This is a genomic window from Planococcus sp. RAB007_Raresut, assembly GCF_057369535.1.
Window position 1 is genome coordinate 57,784 of record NZ_JBXYIF010000003.1, and the last position, 15,277, is coordinate 73,060.

The 15,277-nt window shown below is 44.8% G+C and carries 11 protein-coding genes and 1 other annotated feature; of the genes, 5 read left to right on the top strand and 6 right to left on the bottom strand.

What is annotated here, in order from left to right:
• Window positions 1–52: 52 nt before the first annotated feature.
• Genes AC2Q9J_RS06935 through AC2Q9J_RS06945 form a run of 3 tightly spaced genes read right to left on the bottom strand, consistent with a single transcriptional unit; the run spans window position 53 to window position 2,509 of the window.
• The gene (locus AC2Q9J_RS06935) at window positions 53–1,243 is read right to left on the bottom strand and encodes an acetoin utilization protein AcuC (RefSeq protein WP_499038383.1); all 1,191 of its coding nucleotides are present in this window, start codon (window positions 1,241–1,243) and stop codon (window positions 53–55) included.
• A complete protein-coding gene (locus AC2Q9J_RS06940; protein WP_499038385.1) occupies window positions 1,213–1,857 on the bottom strand; it encodes an acetoin utilization AcuB family protein in 645 nt (214 codons plus the stop codon). The genes AC2Q9J_RS06935 and AC2Q9J_RS06940 overlap by 31 nt, the downstream gene beginning before the upstream one ends.
• Window positions 1,858–1,876: 19 nt before the next feature.
• Window positions 1,877–2,509 (bottom strand): GNAT family N-acetyltransferase, encoded by a 633-nt coding sequence (locus tag AC2Q9J_RS06945; protein WP_499038387.1) that lies wholly within the window; start codon window positions 2,507–2,509, stop codon window positions 1,877–1,879.
• Window positions 2,510–2,679: 170 nt separating this feature from the next.
• Between AC2Q9J_RS06945 and acsA the strand changes: the two genes are divergently transcribed.
• The gene (acsA, locus tag AC2Q9J_RS06950; RefSeq protein WP_499038389.1) at window positions 2,680–4,398 is read left to right on the top strand and encodes an acetate--CoA ligase; all 1,719 of its coding nucleotides are present in this window, start codon (window positions 2,680–2,682) and stop codon (window positions 4,396–4,398) included.
• A gap of 105 nt (window positions 4,399–4,503) precedes the next feature.
• Here the strand turns inward: acsA and AC2Q9J_RS06955 are convergent, their stop codons facing one another.
• Window positions 4,504–7,497: a transglycosylase domain-containing protein gene (locus AC2Q9J_RS06955; RefSeq protein WP_499038391.1), complete on the bottom strand. Its 2,994-nt coding sequence runs from the start codon at window positions 7,495–7,497 to the stop codon at window positions 4,504–4,506.
• Between the two features lie 105 nt (window positions 7,498–7,602).
• Window positions 7,603–7,793 (top strand) — a binding site (T-box leader).
• A 121-nt stretch (window positions 7,794–7,914) separates the two neighbouring features.
• On the opposite strand from AC2Q9J_RS06955, the gene tyrS reads away from it, so the two are divergent.
• Together tyrS and AC2Q9J_RS06965 are read left to right on the top strand one after the other, a co-directional pair.
• The gene (gene tyrS, locus AC2Q9J_RS06960) at window positions 7,915–9,183 is read left to right on the top strand and encodes a tyrosine--tRNA ligase (RefSeq protein WP_499038393.1); all 1,269 of its coding nucleotides are present in this window, start codon (window positions 7,915–7,917) and stop codon (window positions 9,181–9,183) included.
• 144 nt (window positions 9,184–9,327) lie between these two features.
• Window positions 9,328–9,861, top strand: a complete 534-nt coding sequence (locus AC2Q9J_RS06965; RefSeq protein ID WP_499038395.1) for a general stress protein — start codon at window positions 9,328–9,330, stop codon at window positions 9,859–9,861.
• A gap of 96 nt (window positions 9,862–9,957) precedes the next feature.
• On the opposite strand, the gene AC2Q9J_RS06970 is transcribed toward AC2Q9J_RS06965, so the two are convergent.
• The gene (locus AC2Q9J_RS06970; protein WP_499038397.1) at window positions 9,958–10,758 is read right to left on the bottom strand and encodes a cobalamin-binding protein; all 801 of its coding nucleotides are present in this window, start codon (window positions 10,756–10,758) and stop codon (window positions 9,958–9,960) included.
• A 103-nt stretch (window positions 10,759–10,861) separates the two neighbouring features.
• Entirely contained in the window at window positions 10,862–11,464 is a 603-nt protein-coding gene (gene rpsD, locus AC2Q9J_RS06975) for a 30S ribosomal protein S4 (protein WP_084246529.1), read from the bottom strand.
• A 362-nt stretch (window positions 11,465–11,826) separates the two neighbouring features.
• Between rpsD and megL the strand changes: the two genes are divergently transcribed.
• Together megL and AC2Q9J_RS06985 are read left to right on the top strand one after the other, a co-directional pair.
• A complete protein-coding gene (megL, locus tag AC2Q9J_RS06980) occupies window positions 11,827–13,041 on the top strand; it encodes a methionine gamma-lyase (RefSeq protein ID WP_499038400.1) in 1,215 nt (404 codons plus the stop codon).
• Between the two features lie 311 nt (window positions 13,042–13,352).
• The gene (locus tag AC2Q9J_RS06985; RefSeq protein ID WP_499038402.1) at window positions 13,353–15,260 is read left to right on the top strand and encodes a putative bifunctional diguanylate cyclase/phosphodiesterase; all 1,908 of its coding nucleotides are present in this window, start codon (window positions 13,353–13,355) and stop codon (window positions 15,258–15,260) included.
• Window positions 15,261–15,277: the final 17 nt, after the last annotated feature.

The window sequence follows — 15,277 nt, forward strand, 5'->3', positions numbered from 1 at the left end:
AAGAACTAAAAAAGCTGCAGCGGAAGATTTTTCCGCTGCAGCTTTTACATTATCACAGTTTTTTCTGTGTATGCCGGATGATGTAAAGAGCTTTTTCCAGCATTTGATGATTCTTTTCAGTGATTTCCTCTTTCCGGGGAATTGGATCGTACATCTTCTCGGGATCTTCCCATGTTTTAATGAGCGCTACAGGAGACTCCGGCTGCCATTTTTCCAGCCACTTATTCGGCAAATTTCCGGTAGGGAGAGGAATATCATTCATTTCCATCCATAGATTTGCCCAGGCGCGAGGAACGACACGCCAAATATCGTATCCGCCTCCGCCGACAGCAATCCATTTGCCATCACAATATTCATGGGCAAGTTCATGAGCGATTTTAGGGATTTCACGATAAATTTCCATTGTCCCATACAAATGAGTCAACGGGTCCAGGTAATGGGCATCTGCGCCATTTTGAGAAAGAATCACGTCCGGTTTAAAATGTTCGACGATTTCCCTCATAGCTGTACGGTAGACTTCCAAAAAGGATTCGTCTTCCGTGAATGCATCGATTGGAAAGTTGAATGAAGTCCCATATCCTTGGCCGTTGCCGCGTTCATTGATATTTCCGGTGCCTGGGAACAGATAGCGGCCAGTTTCATGTATCGATACTGTGCAGACATCAGGGTCGTCGTAGAAGCACCACTGAACCCCGTCGCCATGGTGGGCATCTGTATCGATATAGAGCACACGGGCCCCATATTTCTTCTTCAAATAATTGATGGCGACCGAACTGTCATTATAAATACAGAAACCGGAGGCTTTGCCGCGGAAACCGTGATGAAGGCCGCCGCCAAGGTTAAGGGCGTGCTGGGCTCTGCCTTCCATGACGTAATCGGCTGCGGTCAATGTTCCTCCTACAAGGCGTGCGCTGGCTTCATGCATATTTTTAAAAATTGGTGTATCCTCTGTACCGATGCCATAGCTTTCGCCCTCTTCAGAAGAGATCTCGCCCTTGCTTGCCTTTTTGACAATCTCAATATACCGCTGGTCATGTGCCAGCAGCAACTCCTCATCCGTAGCGATCCGTGCTGGTACGATAAGATCTTCTGGAAGCGCATTCATTTCACGGAGCAGGTCGATTGTCAAAACGAGCCGTTTCTGGTTGAATGGATGTGTTTCAGAAAACTTATAACCCAATTGATCTTCAGAGTAGATGAAAACAGCATGTTTTATTCGTTTATTTGCGGCATGTTTGGCCATAAGACATCAAAACCTTCTTTGCGTAAGTCGTTAATGAGTGCCAGAGGATTCATCGTTTGAACCCGGAAGACGAGAATTTTGTTTTCTTTCTTGTCTCGATCAGGATAAACAAGCACGCTGAGCACATTGATATTATGCTGGTAGAACATTTTTGAAACTTCAAGCAGCACTCCGGAACGATCTTTGACGCGGATTTCTATTTGAGATCCCGGCTGATGTGTGCCGGTCAATTCGATGAAAGTATACAGCAGATCGGTTTCAGTGATGAATCCAGCCAGTTTACCGCCGCTAACCACGGGCAAGCAGCCAATTTGCTGTTCATAAAAGACCATTGCAATTTCTTCCACCGAATCCATCGGATGGGCTATTACAGGATCTGGCGTCATGATTTCCCTGACAGTCTTCTCGTAGGGTTCTCCTTTTGGTGATATGGTAAAGCGGGAAGGAAGGGCGTCTTTCAAATCGCGATCGGATACGACGCCGACAACTTTTCCATCCTCAACGACCGGCGCATGGCGAATTCTTTCTTTTTCAAATAAATCGATGACATTCTGTACAGTCTGACCTGGATTTAGCGAATGGACTTCCGTCTTCATTATTTCTTCCAATAGCATTATCAACACCCCTTAATGTTTAATACATATATCTGTGTTTGAAACGTAATTGATCGAACTTTTGAACAGATTCACGGTCTACCCGTTTGCCGATTTTCGCCATCAGGCAATTAGCGGGGTGGGAGCTGATTTCAGGTTCATCCGTCGCATAGTATTCAAGACCGCCAGCCTGCATCATTTTTTCCATGATTTTGCGGTATTCCCAGACATTAAGGCCTGTTCCTTTCAAATCCCAATGCCAATAATATTCTGTAGTGATAACAATGAAATCTTCAAAAGCATCATCCATCATTGAAGTCTTCAGTAAAGCTTTGCCGACGCCGCTGCCTCTGAATTTAGGAATCACTTCTATAGCGCCGAGTTCAATCAGATTTTCCATATTTCCCTCTGACCAACGTTCGAGCGGATCGGGGTATAGGAAAGTGACATAGCCGACAATGGTGTTATTGTCACGGGCAATGAGTATGCGGCCTTCCGGCAAATCAGCAATCCCTATTACTGCCTCGTGCTGTTGTTTGGCCGGTCGGAAAGCGATCAAATCTTCGTGGAAATCCAAAGATTTCAGTTCGTTCGAAGGAACCGGTCCTTCCACAATGATTCTTCCGTGTTTCGTTTTCAATTCCATCGCGTTATAGGTTTTCTTATGTTCCATCATTTCACCGCCTGTAAGTTTGCAATTAGCTTCATTATACATGAAAGGAAGAGGGCTTGGCTAATCACTTTGAAAGCGCTCTCTATTTTTTAAATAGTTAAAAAAGTTGGCAATATTCACTTGGGCTGATGTAGAATGAAAAAGAGATAAGAATAGAAAGGATGATTTGGATGAAAGTGGAAGCTTTGCCTGCAACATCTGGAAATTTTAACCTACATAATTATGAAGAAATCGCTTCTGGTTTTGACTGGAAAGAAGCCGAGAAAGAATTCAGCTGGTATGAAACCGGGAAAGTAAATATGGCGCATGAAGCTATTGACCGTCATGCTGCTTCCGACAGAAAGAATAAGGTTGCACTTTATTATAAAGACCAGCACAGAAATGAATCTTATACGTTTTACGAAATGAAACGAATGACCAACCGTGCAGCGAATATGTTGAAATCTCATTCGGATCTGGAAAAAGGGGATCGTTTGTTCATCTTCATGCCGCGTTCGCCTGAACTATACTTTACAATGTTTGGCGCTCTGAAAATGGGCTTGATTGTTGGGCCGCTTTTTGAAGCGTTTATGGAAGGCGCGATCTACGACAGACTGGATGATAGTGATGCGAAATCGATCATTACGACGCCAGAACTTGTTTCGCGCGTGCCGTTCGACAAATTGCCAAACTTAAAAACAATTTTCCTTGTTGGAGAAGATATTGAAGAAAACAATCATACAGTGGATGTCATGAAACATTTGCCAAAGTGCTCAGATCAATTCGAGGTAGAGTGGCTGGATAAGGAAGACGGGCTTGTTCTGCATTACACTTCAGGCTCCACTGGCAAGCCTAAAGGGGTTTTGCATGCACAGTATGCAATGGTGCAGCATCTCCAGACTGCTAAATGGGTTCTGGATTTTAACGAACAGGATATTTATTGGTGCACAGCCGACCCGGGTTGGGTTACAGGAACTTCCTATGGCGTATTCGCACCGTGGTTGAACGGAACGACAACAGTAATAATCGGCGGACGTTTTTCTCCGGAAGGCTGGTACCAGGCCATTGAAGATTACGGGGTGACTGTCTGGTACAGTGCACCTACGGCTTTCCGCATGCTGATGGGAGCAGGAGATGCGCTGGTTAAAGAATACAATCTATCGACATTGCGCCATGTATTGTCCGTGGGTGAACCTTTAAACCCTGAAGTAATAAGGTGGGGCGCACAAGTATTCGAACGCCGCATCCATGACACATGGTGGATGACGGAAACCGGTGCTCAGGTGATCTGCAATTATCCCGCGCTAGCGATCAAACCAGGCTCCATGGGTAAACCGGTTCCTGGCATCAAAGTTGCCATCGTTGATGACCAAGGGAACGAATTGCCGGCGAATCAGATGGGCAATCTGGCGATTGAAAAAGGCTGGCCGTCCATGATGCGCCAAATTTGGAACAATCCTGAGAAATATGATTCCTACTTCCTTAAAGATAAGTGGTATGTTTCAGGAGATTCCGCTTATAAAGATGAAGAAGGTTATTACTGGTTCCAGGGGCGTGTTGATGATGTCATCATGACTTCAGGCGAACGTGTTGGCCCATTTGAAGTTGAAAGTAAACTTTTGGAACATCCAGCTGTAGCGGAAGCAGGCGTTATCGGAAAACCGGATCCTGTCCGAGGTGAAATCATCAAAGCGTTTGTTGCTCTAGTTGAAGGTTATGAACCCTCAGAAGAACTCATCCAGGACATCCAGCAGTTTGTGAAAAAAGGGCTGGCTGCCCATGCAGCGCCACGAGAAATCGAATTCAAGGACAAGCTTCCTAAAACGAGAAGCGGTAAGATCATGCGCCGGGTCCTCAAAGCTTGGGAGCTTGATTTGCCGACAGGCGATTTATCGACAATGGAAGATTAAGAATGGATTTGAAATAGAAAAAACGCAGCGGAGTCATGTCCGCTGCGTTTTTTATTTGGTTAAAAAGAGCAGTGCCATTTTATAAGTGGCACTGCTCTAAGTTTATTATGCTGCATCTTCTGTATCTTCGGGCTCCTCTGGTTCAACAGGAGGATCAACCGGTTCGTCCGGTGGATCTGTCGGCTCCAGGGGTTCTTCCGGTTCCTCAGGTTCCTCGGGTTCTGCTGGTGGATCGGCTGGCTCATCCGGTTCTTCAGGCTCATCCGGCTCAGTGGCAGGAGGAGCCGAAGGCGGTGGAGCTGGTGTATCGCTTGGTTCCTCCTCAGCAGGTTCAGGCGCATCAATCGATACGGCGTTGGAGTTGGAAGACTCTCTGCCGGTGATATCAACGGCGACTACATAATAGCTGCCAGGACCTGGAACTGTGAATGAATTGCTAACGGCTTCAGAAATTGTAGCGACTTTCGAATTTGCACCGCCAGTATTTCTGTAGACCCGATAGCCGATGACATCATTTGAAGAAGAATCACTCCAGCTGAGCGATCGGCCATCAAGAGTTGCTTGAACTCCTGCCGGTGCTGCGTCATCTGCATCAAAGCTTGTTGATGAAACAACATTTGAGAATCGTGAATCAGCAGGGAACAGCTTGCTTGCATCTCCGCCGAAAGGAGCAAGAATCCGGTCGATAAAGTCTTCGGAGACTCCAACACCGCCACCTGAAGTGAATTCTGCAGGGGTTGATGAAAGAGCAGCGTAGCGTTTGCCGTCAATCGTTGTATATTTACCGGTTGTCAGGCTGTCATCCGCTTTGCTTGGTACCATTACATTTGCGTTGAACAGATCAGAACGGACAAGTGCGCCAGAACAGCCATCACTTGGGGCAAGTCCTGAAATGCCGCAGAATGAACGGCTTACAACGCCTTCAGGTGCTTTAAACGTTTCCTGTGTTCCAAAGAATTCAGGATTAACATCATAGGAAGCATTCATTAAGGACGCCCATACCTGGTTTACGCGTGTCGAAGGCTGCAAATTGCTGTTGCGCATGATATCCAGGGAGTTTCTCTCCTGGTCATAGCCAAGCCATACGCTCATTGTGACATTCGGATTATAGCCTACGAGCCAGACATCACGTGTTTCCTGTGAAGTACCGGTCTTGCCGGCGAAATCAGAACTGAATTTCAATAGATTATTTGCACGGTTAGCTGTACCTCGAGCACCGTCAAATACGTCTCGCATCATATCCGTGATGATATATGAAGTTTGTGGTGTATAAACTTCTTTCGTTTCCACTTTATGTTCGTAGACAATATTTCCTTCTGCATCTTCAATACGGTCAATCATGGATGCTTTGGCAAAAGTTCCGCCATTTGCAAATGTTGCATAAGCATTGGCAAGTTCTTCAGTTGTTGCTTCAACTCCCGCTCCGAGAGCGGCAGTGACATTTCCGTTATCCGATTCATCAACAGCGCTTAAGCCGTTATTCATCAAATAATCGATCGGCATCTGGTTTTGGATCTGTGCAAAAAGTCGAACTGCCGGTAAGTTTTGGGACTGCGCTAACGCATCACGCGCCGGCATGATGCCTTGTTCGCTTGTTGCGATAAAGTTGCTTGGTCCCCAAGGTGTGCCATCATTATCGATTATTTCAAATTTCACATCGACCACTGGGCTGCCGGCACCTATTTTACCGTACTCAATGGCTGGAGCATAGACCAGCAACGGTTTAGCTGTAGAACCTATTGAACGGTTTGCCTGAGAAGCATAGTTGAAATTAGAGATTTCATGGTCACGGCCTCCGACAAAACTTAAAATTCGGCCTGTGTCATTTTCAATAGTCGTCGAGCCGACCTGGACCGGCATCGGGACTTCTTCTTCCTGGCCTTCAGCATTGACGATTGTCTTCGTCAAAGTGGGGCCGTAAGCTTCGTATGAATCTTTGGCTATTTGTTGAGCTTCATAAAGATCTTTGCTGATACTTGAATGGATCCGGTATCCCCTTGAGCGGACGGCCCGGTCAGCCAATATCTCATATTCTTCGAATAACTTATCGTTTTCTTCCAGTGTTGCTGGATCAATTCCAGCCTCTTCAGCCAGAATATCCATGACTATACGGGTAGCCCGCTTTTCAACTTCAGTCGTAATGTGTGGATATCTTTCGTATGAACGGGTTTCATCCGTTCTGAAATCTTGTGTAATATCGTAGGCAAGTGCTTCATTGTATTCTTCTTCAGTAATATATTCGGTTTCAAGCATACGGAAAAGAACAGTTTTCATTCGGTCGATGCCAAATTCCAAATACTCGGGTTCTTTGACCCCTCCGCCTGAAGAGTATGGTGTATAGCGGAATGGAGCTTTCGGGATTCCGGCGATGAAAGCTGCCTGTGGCAGATTCAATTCGCTTGCTTCCACATTAAAAATTCCGTTGGCAGCAGTTTCAATTCCTGCAATATTGGTTCCCGCTGAGTTTCTTCCATAAGGAATGATGTTCAGGTAAGCTTCTAAAATCTCTTCTTTGGTCATGAATTTCTCGAGACGCATTGCCAAAAGAATCTCTTTGGCTTTACGTTCATAGGAAACCTCGTTTGTCAAAATCTGGTTTTTGATCAGTTGCTGAGTCAGCGTTGAACCACCAGTCTGGCTGTCGGCATTCGAAACATCCTGGAACAGCCCACGGAAAATCGCTTTGGGCACAATACCCTCGTGCTCTTCGAAATATTCATCTTCCGTAGCCAAAACAGCATTGATGGCATACTCAGAAACTTCATCGAGTTTTGTCTCTTCACGTTCAAGATCGGTTCTCAGTTTGCCTAAGTACTGATCGTCTGCAAAGAATATTTCCGAAGTTTCCTCATAAGCGTAAACTTCTCCGCGCATTTCGCTTTCAGTGCGAAGCTGTTCTTCGTCGACCAGAGAAGCGAAATATCCCGCTCCAACAGATGCGGCAAAAACACCGCCGACAACAAGGATGATGGCCATCAGGATTGCGAGATTCCATAAAACCCCTGACGTGATATTCAAGCCTTTCGCCCATTTTGTCGAACTCCATTTATGGTATGTGTCTTCGGATTTCTGCTGCCAGTATTTTAATCGTTCGCGCACATTATCTACCCCCTAAAATCTTTTTATATTATAGCATATTCTTATATTGTCGACTAAGTTATTGACAATCTATCATAATAACGTAGACTGTTAGTATATTTTAATATTAAAACGATGAAGAATCCGAAGTAGGATCTGTTATTTTTTCAAGAGAGCCGGTGGTTGCTGCAAACCGGTAAAAATGCAGAATCTGAATTACAGGTTTGGAGTTTTCGGCTGTGTCCCGGTTGGCACAAAAGAGGTGGAAGGATTCATTTCCTTCAAGCTGGGTGGTACCGCGCAATTGCGTCCCTGCATGTCTGACATGCAGGGGCTTTTTTATATGGTGCAAAAAATCCATCATATCCAAATTTGTTTTTGGGGAATTCATCCTGCTATCCATAGTAATAAAGTAATTGTACCTGAGGAGGAATCGGAATGTCGAATGAATTATTAGAAGATCTTAAATGGAGAGGTTTATTGTACCAGCAGACAGACGAAGAAGGGCTGGCTGATGTGCTGGAAAATGAAAAGATTTCACTATATTGTGGGGTGGATCCGACAGCAGACAGTATGCACATCGGCCACATTGTACCTCTTTTAACTTTGCGCCGTTTCCAGTTGCACGGCCACAAACCGATATTATTGGTCGGCGGAGCAACAGGTATGATCGGTGACCCATCGGGCCGCAATGAAGAACGCCAATTGCAGACTACGGACCAAATCGACCGGAACGTTGAGGGCATCAAAGTCCAAATGCAGCAAATCTTTGATTTCCAGACTGAAAATGGTGCTAAAATGGTCAACAACCGTGACTGGATTGGTGAAATGAGCGTCATCGAATTCCTGCGTGATTTCGGAAAATTGATTTCAGTCAATTACATGCTTGCCAAGGATTCAGTGGCGTCACGCCTGGAGACAGGTATTTCGTTTACGGAGTTTTCCTACACATTAATCCAGGCTATCGATTTTAATCATTTATATGATAATTACAATTGCCGAGTTCAAATCGGCGGGTCAGACCAATGGGGGAATATCACTTCTGGATTGGAAGTTATCCGCAAGACCCATGAGGAGGAAACTAAAGCTTTCGGCATAACAATTCCGCTGGTAACAAAAGCGGATGGCACGAAATTCGGAAAATCTGCGGGTGGATCTGTCTGGCTGGATGCGAAGAAAACATCTCCTTATGAGTTTTACCAGTTCTGGATCAACACCTCCGATGCGGACGTAATTAAATACCTTAAAATCTTTACGTTCATCAGCCGTGAAGACATCGAAGCGCTGGAGTCTTCGGTTGAAACAGAAGCACATCTGCGTAAAGCTCAGAAAGTGCTGGCTGAGGAAATGACGAAATTAATACACGGAGAAGCTGCTTTGGAAGATGCCCAGCGCATAACGAAAGCATTATTCAGCGGAGATTTGAAAGCATTATCCGCAAGTGAGATGAAAGCTGCCTTTAAAGATGTTCCTTCTATTGAAATGGAACGGGAACCGAAGTCCATAGTCGATCTTATTGTGGAAGCAGGTATTTCTCCTTCGAAGCGGCAGGCAAGGGAAGATATTACAAACGGAGCCATTTCGGTCAACGGTGAAAAAGTGACGGAACTTGAGTATGTCATAGACGAAAAAGACCGTCTTGAGGATGCGTTTGCCATTATTCGCCGAGGCAAAAAGAAATATCACATGGTGCAATTCAAAGCTTAATCAGTTTTTCACAACGAATTCTTCTTCTCCTGAAACATTGTGCTGCAGGGGTTTAAAGTCAGTGATGTTTAACACTTAGTTCAAAGGGTAACTTTGAAATGTGAGAGATTTTCTATTGACTTACAAATCTAAGTAGGCGTAATAATGTCAAGAGTAGTCGGATCTTATAGTTCAGAAAAACAAGCAATTGAAGCAATCGAGGATTTAAAAAGAAGAGGGCATCGATCTGAAGATATATCTGTCCTTGGTAAAAATGAAGAAGAAACCCGAAATGTAACAGAAGAAACAGGCACACATGCCGGTGAAGGCGCCGCAACGGGGGCAGTAACCGGTGGAGCACTTGGTGGTCTTGGCGGTGTACTTGCCGGACTGGGCGCACTTGCGATTCCAGGGATCGGGCCAATTGTAGCCGCAGGTCCTATTGTGGCTGGTTTAACCGGTGCCGCAGCAGGTGCGGGTATTGGTGGACTTGCAGGTGCATTGATCGGTATGGGTATTCCTGAAGATGAAGCGAAAGATTATGAAAACCGCTTTAACGAAGGGGAAATTCTTGTGCTGGTGGAAGATGACACCGTAGACATTCCGGATCATAATGATCGTGACCGTTTTACGGACAACGACCCGGTAATCGGTGATGAACGTCGAACTGGCGGAATAAGAGGTTCACGAGATCTTTAAAATACGGATTCCAATTATAAAGCAACGCCACCGATTTGGTGGCGTTGCTTTTTTGTATTATATAGAAGGAATATCAAAAATACAGGGGCCGTTGAGTTATCCGCGCTGCAAGAATGGCGGAACTTCCATCGATTCAAATGATTCCGGATGAATCAGCTTGCCTAGCTTGATTGCACCTTGCAGCAAGCGGGGGGAAGGACGGCAATAAAGTTCCTCTTCCATGACATGGATATTTCCGGATGCCTTCATGTCTTGATAGCCTGGTCTTTTGCGGACCAGCTCCGGCTTAACTTTATCTGTCATAATCCCAACCCAAGCGAGCAGGATATAATCGGGGTCGCGGGTATGGACATCCTCCCAGTGAGTTTGGACATTCGCTAGGTCTTTGTCGTCGAATAGATTGCGGCCTCCTGTAATTTCACTGATTTCTGTCAGCCAGTTCACCTTTCCGGGAGTAAATATTGGTTTTGGCCACCATTCCCAGTATAGTGACGGGCGGGTTTCGACAGCAGCAGAACGTGATTTTATTTCTTCAATGGTTGAAGTATACGCCGCATAAGCGGAAAGGGCGTCAATTCCGCAGGCTTCTCCCACTGTCAGTAAATCCTGTCCGATGTCCTCAAGGCTTTGAGGATCCAAAATGATATGAGGAATTTTCCTCTTTTTCAATTCTTCTACGTTTTTCTCCATGCCAGGAACGCTTAATGATGCCAGCACCAAATCAGGTTCGAGTTTTTCAAGTTCATCCATGTGGATGGACAGGTCCGGCCCAAGTCTCGGCAAGTGGGTGACAGATTCTGGCCAATCCGAGTAATCATCGATGCCGACCAGCATTTTTTCTGCGCCCAAAAAAGCCAGCAATTCTGTATTGCTTGGACATATTGATATCAGTCTCATTGCTGCACCTCCGTTTTCTCCAGTTTATCATAAAGTCAGAATGGCTGAATGGAACAGAAAAACCCCAAACCGGAGGTCCGGTTCGGGGTTTGAAATCGAAAGATTAACGTGAGTAGTACTCAACGATCAATTGCTCGTTGATTTCAGCAGACAATTCGCTGCGTTCTGGGTAGCGTACAAATGTACCTTCTTTTTTGTCAGCGTCGATTGAAACGTACTCAGGAACAAAGCTGTTCACTTCGATTGCTTCGTTGACGATGTCAAGGTTGTTTGATTTTTCACGGAAAGCGATTGTTTGTCCTGGTTTCACGCTGTATGACGGGATGTCAAGGCGTTTGCCATCAACAAGAATGTGTCCGTGGTTTACTAATTGGCGAGCTTGGCGGCGAGTGCGCGCAAGACCTAAACGGTAAACAACGTTATCAAGGCGAGCTTCAAGCAAGATCATGAAGTTTTCACCGTGTTTACCTGGCATTTTGCCAGATTTGTTGAATAGCGTTTTAAATTGGCGTTCAGTTACACCGAACATGAAGCGCAATTTTTGTTTTTCTTGCAATTGCAAACCATACTCAGAAACTTTTCTGCGTTGGTTAGCACCGTGTTGACCTGGTGCGTAAGGGCGTTTTTCTAATTCTTTACCTGTGCCTGAAAGGGAAATACCCAAACGGCGGGACAGTTTCCATGCTGGACCTGTATAACGAGACATATAAGTCTCCTCCTCTGTTGTTGGTTTTTAGAGTAAAATAAAAACCAGATGCATTCATGCTGCAAGCCATTTTATAGTCCTGTACCTTCGCTCAGCAGCCAAGAGTTACGCGATACACCTCTATAGTCTGGACACAGGCCTCGTTAGAAACCTTTGTTTTCCTATAAGGAATAAAATGGACAAGCAGGCACATACAACTGCTGCGATTATTTTACACAAAGCATAGTATAACCGATTTCCATAATCAAAGTCAATTGTTAAATAAACATATAAGAATGCCGGCTTTCCTTTTCTTGGATTTCACGTTAGAATATAATTGAATAATGTAAGCGCTTTCTATTTATGCATAAGGGGTGTAAAAAATGGAGAAATCAAAAATGAGTATGGAAACTGCTGTAATTCACAAGGGGTATGACAGCTCGAAACATCACGATAGTTTAGCAACACCGCTTTATCAGACTTCAACATTTTCATTTGCCACAGCGGAAGAAGGGGAAAATCGTTTCGCTGGCAATACCGAAGGCAATATTTATTCGCGGCTGGGAAATCCAACAGTTCGGGTGCTGGAAGAACGTATGGCTGAAATCGAACACGGCGAAGGGGCGCTGGCGTTTGGTTCCGGCATGGCATCGGTAAGTGCGATTCTTATTTATCTGACGAAAGCCAATGACCATGTCCTTTGCTCACGGGGGATCTATGGCTGCACATTTGGGCTGCTTGAAATAATGGAAGAAAAATACGGTATCACACACGACCTGGTTTCAATGACTACAGAAGAAGAAATTGAAGCAGCTGTCAAACCTGAGACGGTTTGCATCTATGTGGAAACGCCGATCAATCCCACTATGGAACTTGTGAATCTGGAAGCGGCTATAAAAGTCGCGAAGAAACACGGTCTGCGTGTGGTAGTGGATAATACTTTCTGTTCACCTTATTTGCAAAATCCGCTTGAAATGGGCGCTGACTTTGTGCTACATAGCGCAACCAAATACCTCAATGGCCATGGGGATGTCATCGGAGGTATTCTCGTGGGCAAAGACGGAGAAGAAATGCAGCATCTTCGTATGACTGTCCAAAAAGATGTCGGTGGAATCATGTCGCCGTTTGACGCGTGGCTTCTATTGAGAGGGCTTAAGACACTGCATGTCCGAATGGACCGCCATATTTCCAATGCAGAAAAAGTTCTTGCATTCTTACAGCAGCAGCCTGGGGTAAGTAAAATCTATTACCCAACCGACGCGAGCCATCCTCAATATGAATTGGCACGGAAGCAGATGAAAAAAGGTGGAGGCTTGATTTCGTTTGAGTTGGACGGAGGTAAAAAGGAAGCGAAAAAATTCATGAACGCTCTGGAACTTATTAAAATTGCTGTCAGCCTTGGTGATGCAGAAACGTTGATTCAGCATCCGGCTTCGATGACACATGCCGTAGTACCGGAAGCTGCGAGGGAAGCAATGGGCATATCGGATTCCTTGCTGCGGCTGTCAATCGGCTTGGAAGCCAGCGATGATATCATCGCTGATTTAAGCGGAGCATTTGAAAAAGTCGCTCCAGAAGCGAAGCTGCAAGAGATTTAAGAAAGCGGACCGTATGAGGCAAGACCATAATGAAGATGAAATAAAGCCAAGGGAGCTTCCTATTTGCTCCTTTGGCTTTTTGCTGTTTATTTGATAGAAAGCAGTTTGATCTACCCTTGAAAGACTGATGAAATTTGTAAAGGAGATGTTGATTAAGAAGAAGAATGTGCTATATTAACTATACTAAATTAATCGGTTTGAACCTGAAAAATGGAAATACTTAAGAAATGGTAAAGAAATGTGATGTTTTGCCGATAACACAATGAATGCATCTGCAAAAAAATAGAAATCCACTGGATGAGGTTAAATACATGACATTACATAGGATTAATGAGAATTACATAAGTGAAACAGAGAGTTTGAAGTCTAAATTCACGAGCCGTATCGGAGACGCGATTGGATGGGGGAATTTAGCGGGTGGATTGATTTTTGGTTTATACATGCTGCTGGATCCGCAGGAAACCACTTTTCTGGAATATCCCGTTCCACTAGGAATGATTATTCTGGGGATTTTATCGCTATGGGTTAATAAGCAGCAGGGAAGCGAAAAAGTGCGGCCCCATGTTTATTTGCTGAATTATATGCTGTTCCCGCTGATCCTTTTGTATTTTATAGAAGATGCCGCGACCACCATATGGTCTCTGACCTTTCTCTATTTATTGATGGCGATGGCACTGCAAAGTCGCAGGATGTTGCTTTATTCATTTGTTTCTTCAATGGTGGGATTAGGTATTTTAATGATGACAGCGCCCAAGCAATTAACCGTCTTACTGGGGATCGAAGATCATATTATCCGGATGATTTTGTTTTCGATTGCTGGAATCATTGGCCTGATTGCTCTTTATTCTATAAAAGATAAAGAAAAACTGTTGTATCACTACATCCACAAAGCAGAAGAAACTGCTTATCTCGATCCGTTCTTGAAAATCCCGAATCGTTTTGACTTTAATTTATATGTTGACCATGAACTTAAAGAATCACAGCTTTTACTTTGGAAATTGGAACTGAATCAATTCCAGTCCGTTTATGATGTTCTAGGCCATCAACGGACGGATGAATTGCTGCTGATGGTCAAACAGCGTCTTGAAGCAAAAATGACTGACGGAACGTATTTGGCGAAAGGAGAAGGGAGCACTTTTCTTGGCGCAACTTCAAATTTCGAAACTGCCGAATTGGATTCGAATCTGAAAGAAATTCTGCGATATTTAACTGCTCCGTATGATTTGTTTGGCCACGATTATCAATTGAATTTCAATATAGGTGCTGCATTGTCAGGCCCTGATGGGGATTCAAGCGACGAATTGATGCGCCATGCTCAATTTGCGCTTGACCAGGCAAAACTGGATGGCATAAACCAAATCGTGTTTTCATCAGACAAGTTAAAAAGGAGCACGATGAATCAGGTGCAGATCTCAGAAGCTCTGTATCAGGCGAATCTGGATTCAGAATTTCATGTAGTGTATCAGCCTCAAATTGAATTGAAAACCAATCAGATTGTTGGAGTGGAAGCGCTCATCCGTTGGGATCATCCTCAAATGGGCATGATTTCTCCAGGAGTATTCATCGAAATTGCAGAAAAGAATGGTTTCATCGTGCCGCTGGGCAAATGGATTCTTGAAAAAGCATGCTGGGAAGTTCAAATGCTATCTGATTCCATCGGCCGTCCATTGAAGTTGGCAGTAAACGTATCATTTATACAAATTCGCCAGGAAGGATTTGTCGAAGAAGTGCTGCAAATCCTGAAAAAGATCGGCTTTCAGCCGGACCGGCTGGAGATTGAACTGACGGAGCGGTCCTTATTCGAGAACCGGCCGGAAGATCTGGCTAAAATTGATGCGCTCCGAGCGAAGGGCATCCGCATTGCGATTGACGACTTTGGCACAGGTTACTCGTCATTCGGCATTCTGGCCAAAGTTCAAGTTGATAAAATCAAAGTTCCACGCGATTTTATTGAAAATGTCGACAGCAATCAAAACAGCCAGCGAATCGTGACGACGATCGCTTCGATGGCCGACCGCTTCCAATTGACATGTTTAGCGGAAGGAATCGAACGGCTGGAAGAAAGCAATTTCCTTCATCAGCTGATTTGCCAGGAGGTGCAGGGGTATTATTATGCCAAACCGGCAGTAATCAATCAGGTGGAGAAATGGCTGGCGGTGCCGCGTGAAAAGATTATCAGCACAATTTCTGCGAGTCACATCGAATCAGTCACTAAATAGAAAAAGCCGGAAATTCC

Excerpts from the sequence above, each read along its gene's own strand:
- acsA (WP_499038389.1), top strand. The coding sequence starts at position 2,680 with ATGAAAGTGGAAGCTTTGCCTGCAACATCTGGAAATTTTAACCTACAT.
- AC2Q9J_RS06970 (WP_499038397.1), bottom strand. The coding sequence starts at position 10,758 with ATGAGACTGATATCAATATGTCCAAGCAATACAGAATTGCTGGCTTTT.
- AC2Q9J_RS06935 (WP_499038383.1), bottom strand. The coding sequence starts at position 1,243 with ATGGCCAAACATGCCGCAAATAAACGAATAAAACATGCTGTTTTCATC.
- AC2Q9J_RS06965 (WP_499038395.1), top strand. The coding sequence starts at position 9,328 with ATGTCAAGAGTAGTCGGATCTTATAGTTCAGAAAAACAAGCAATTGAA.
- AC2Q9J_RS06945 (WP_499038387.1), bottom strand. The coding sequence starts at position 2,509 with ATGGAACATAAGAAAACCTATAACGCGATGGAATTGAAAACGAAACAC.
- AC2Q9J_RS06985 (WP_499038402.1), top strand. The coding sequence starts at position 13,353 with ATGACATTACATAGGATTAATGAGAATTACATAAGTGAAACAGAGAGT.
- megL (WP_499038400.1), top strand. The coding sequence starts at position 11,827 with ATGGAGAAATCAAAAATGAGTATGGAAACTGCTGTAATTCACAAGGGG.
- AC2Q9J_RS06940 (WP_499038385.1), bottom strand. The coding sequence starts at position 1,857 with ATGCTATTGGAAGAAATAATGAAGACGGAAGTCCATTCGCTAAATCCA.
- rpsD (WP_084246529.1), bottom strand. The coding sequence starts at position 11,464 with ATGTCTCGTTATACAGGTCCAGCATGGAAACTGTCCCGCCGTTTGGGT.
- tyrS (WP_499038393.1), top strand. The coding sequence starts at position 7,915 with ATGTCGAATGAATTATTAGAAGATCTTAAATGGAGAGGTTTATTGTAC.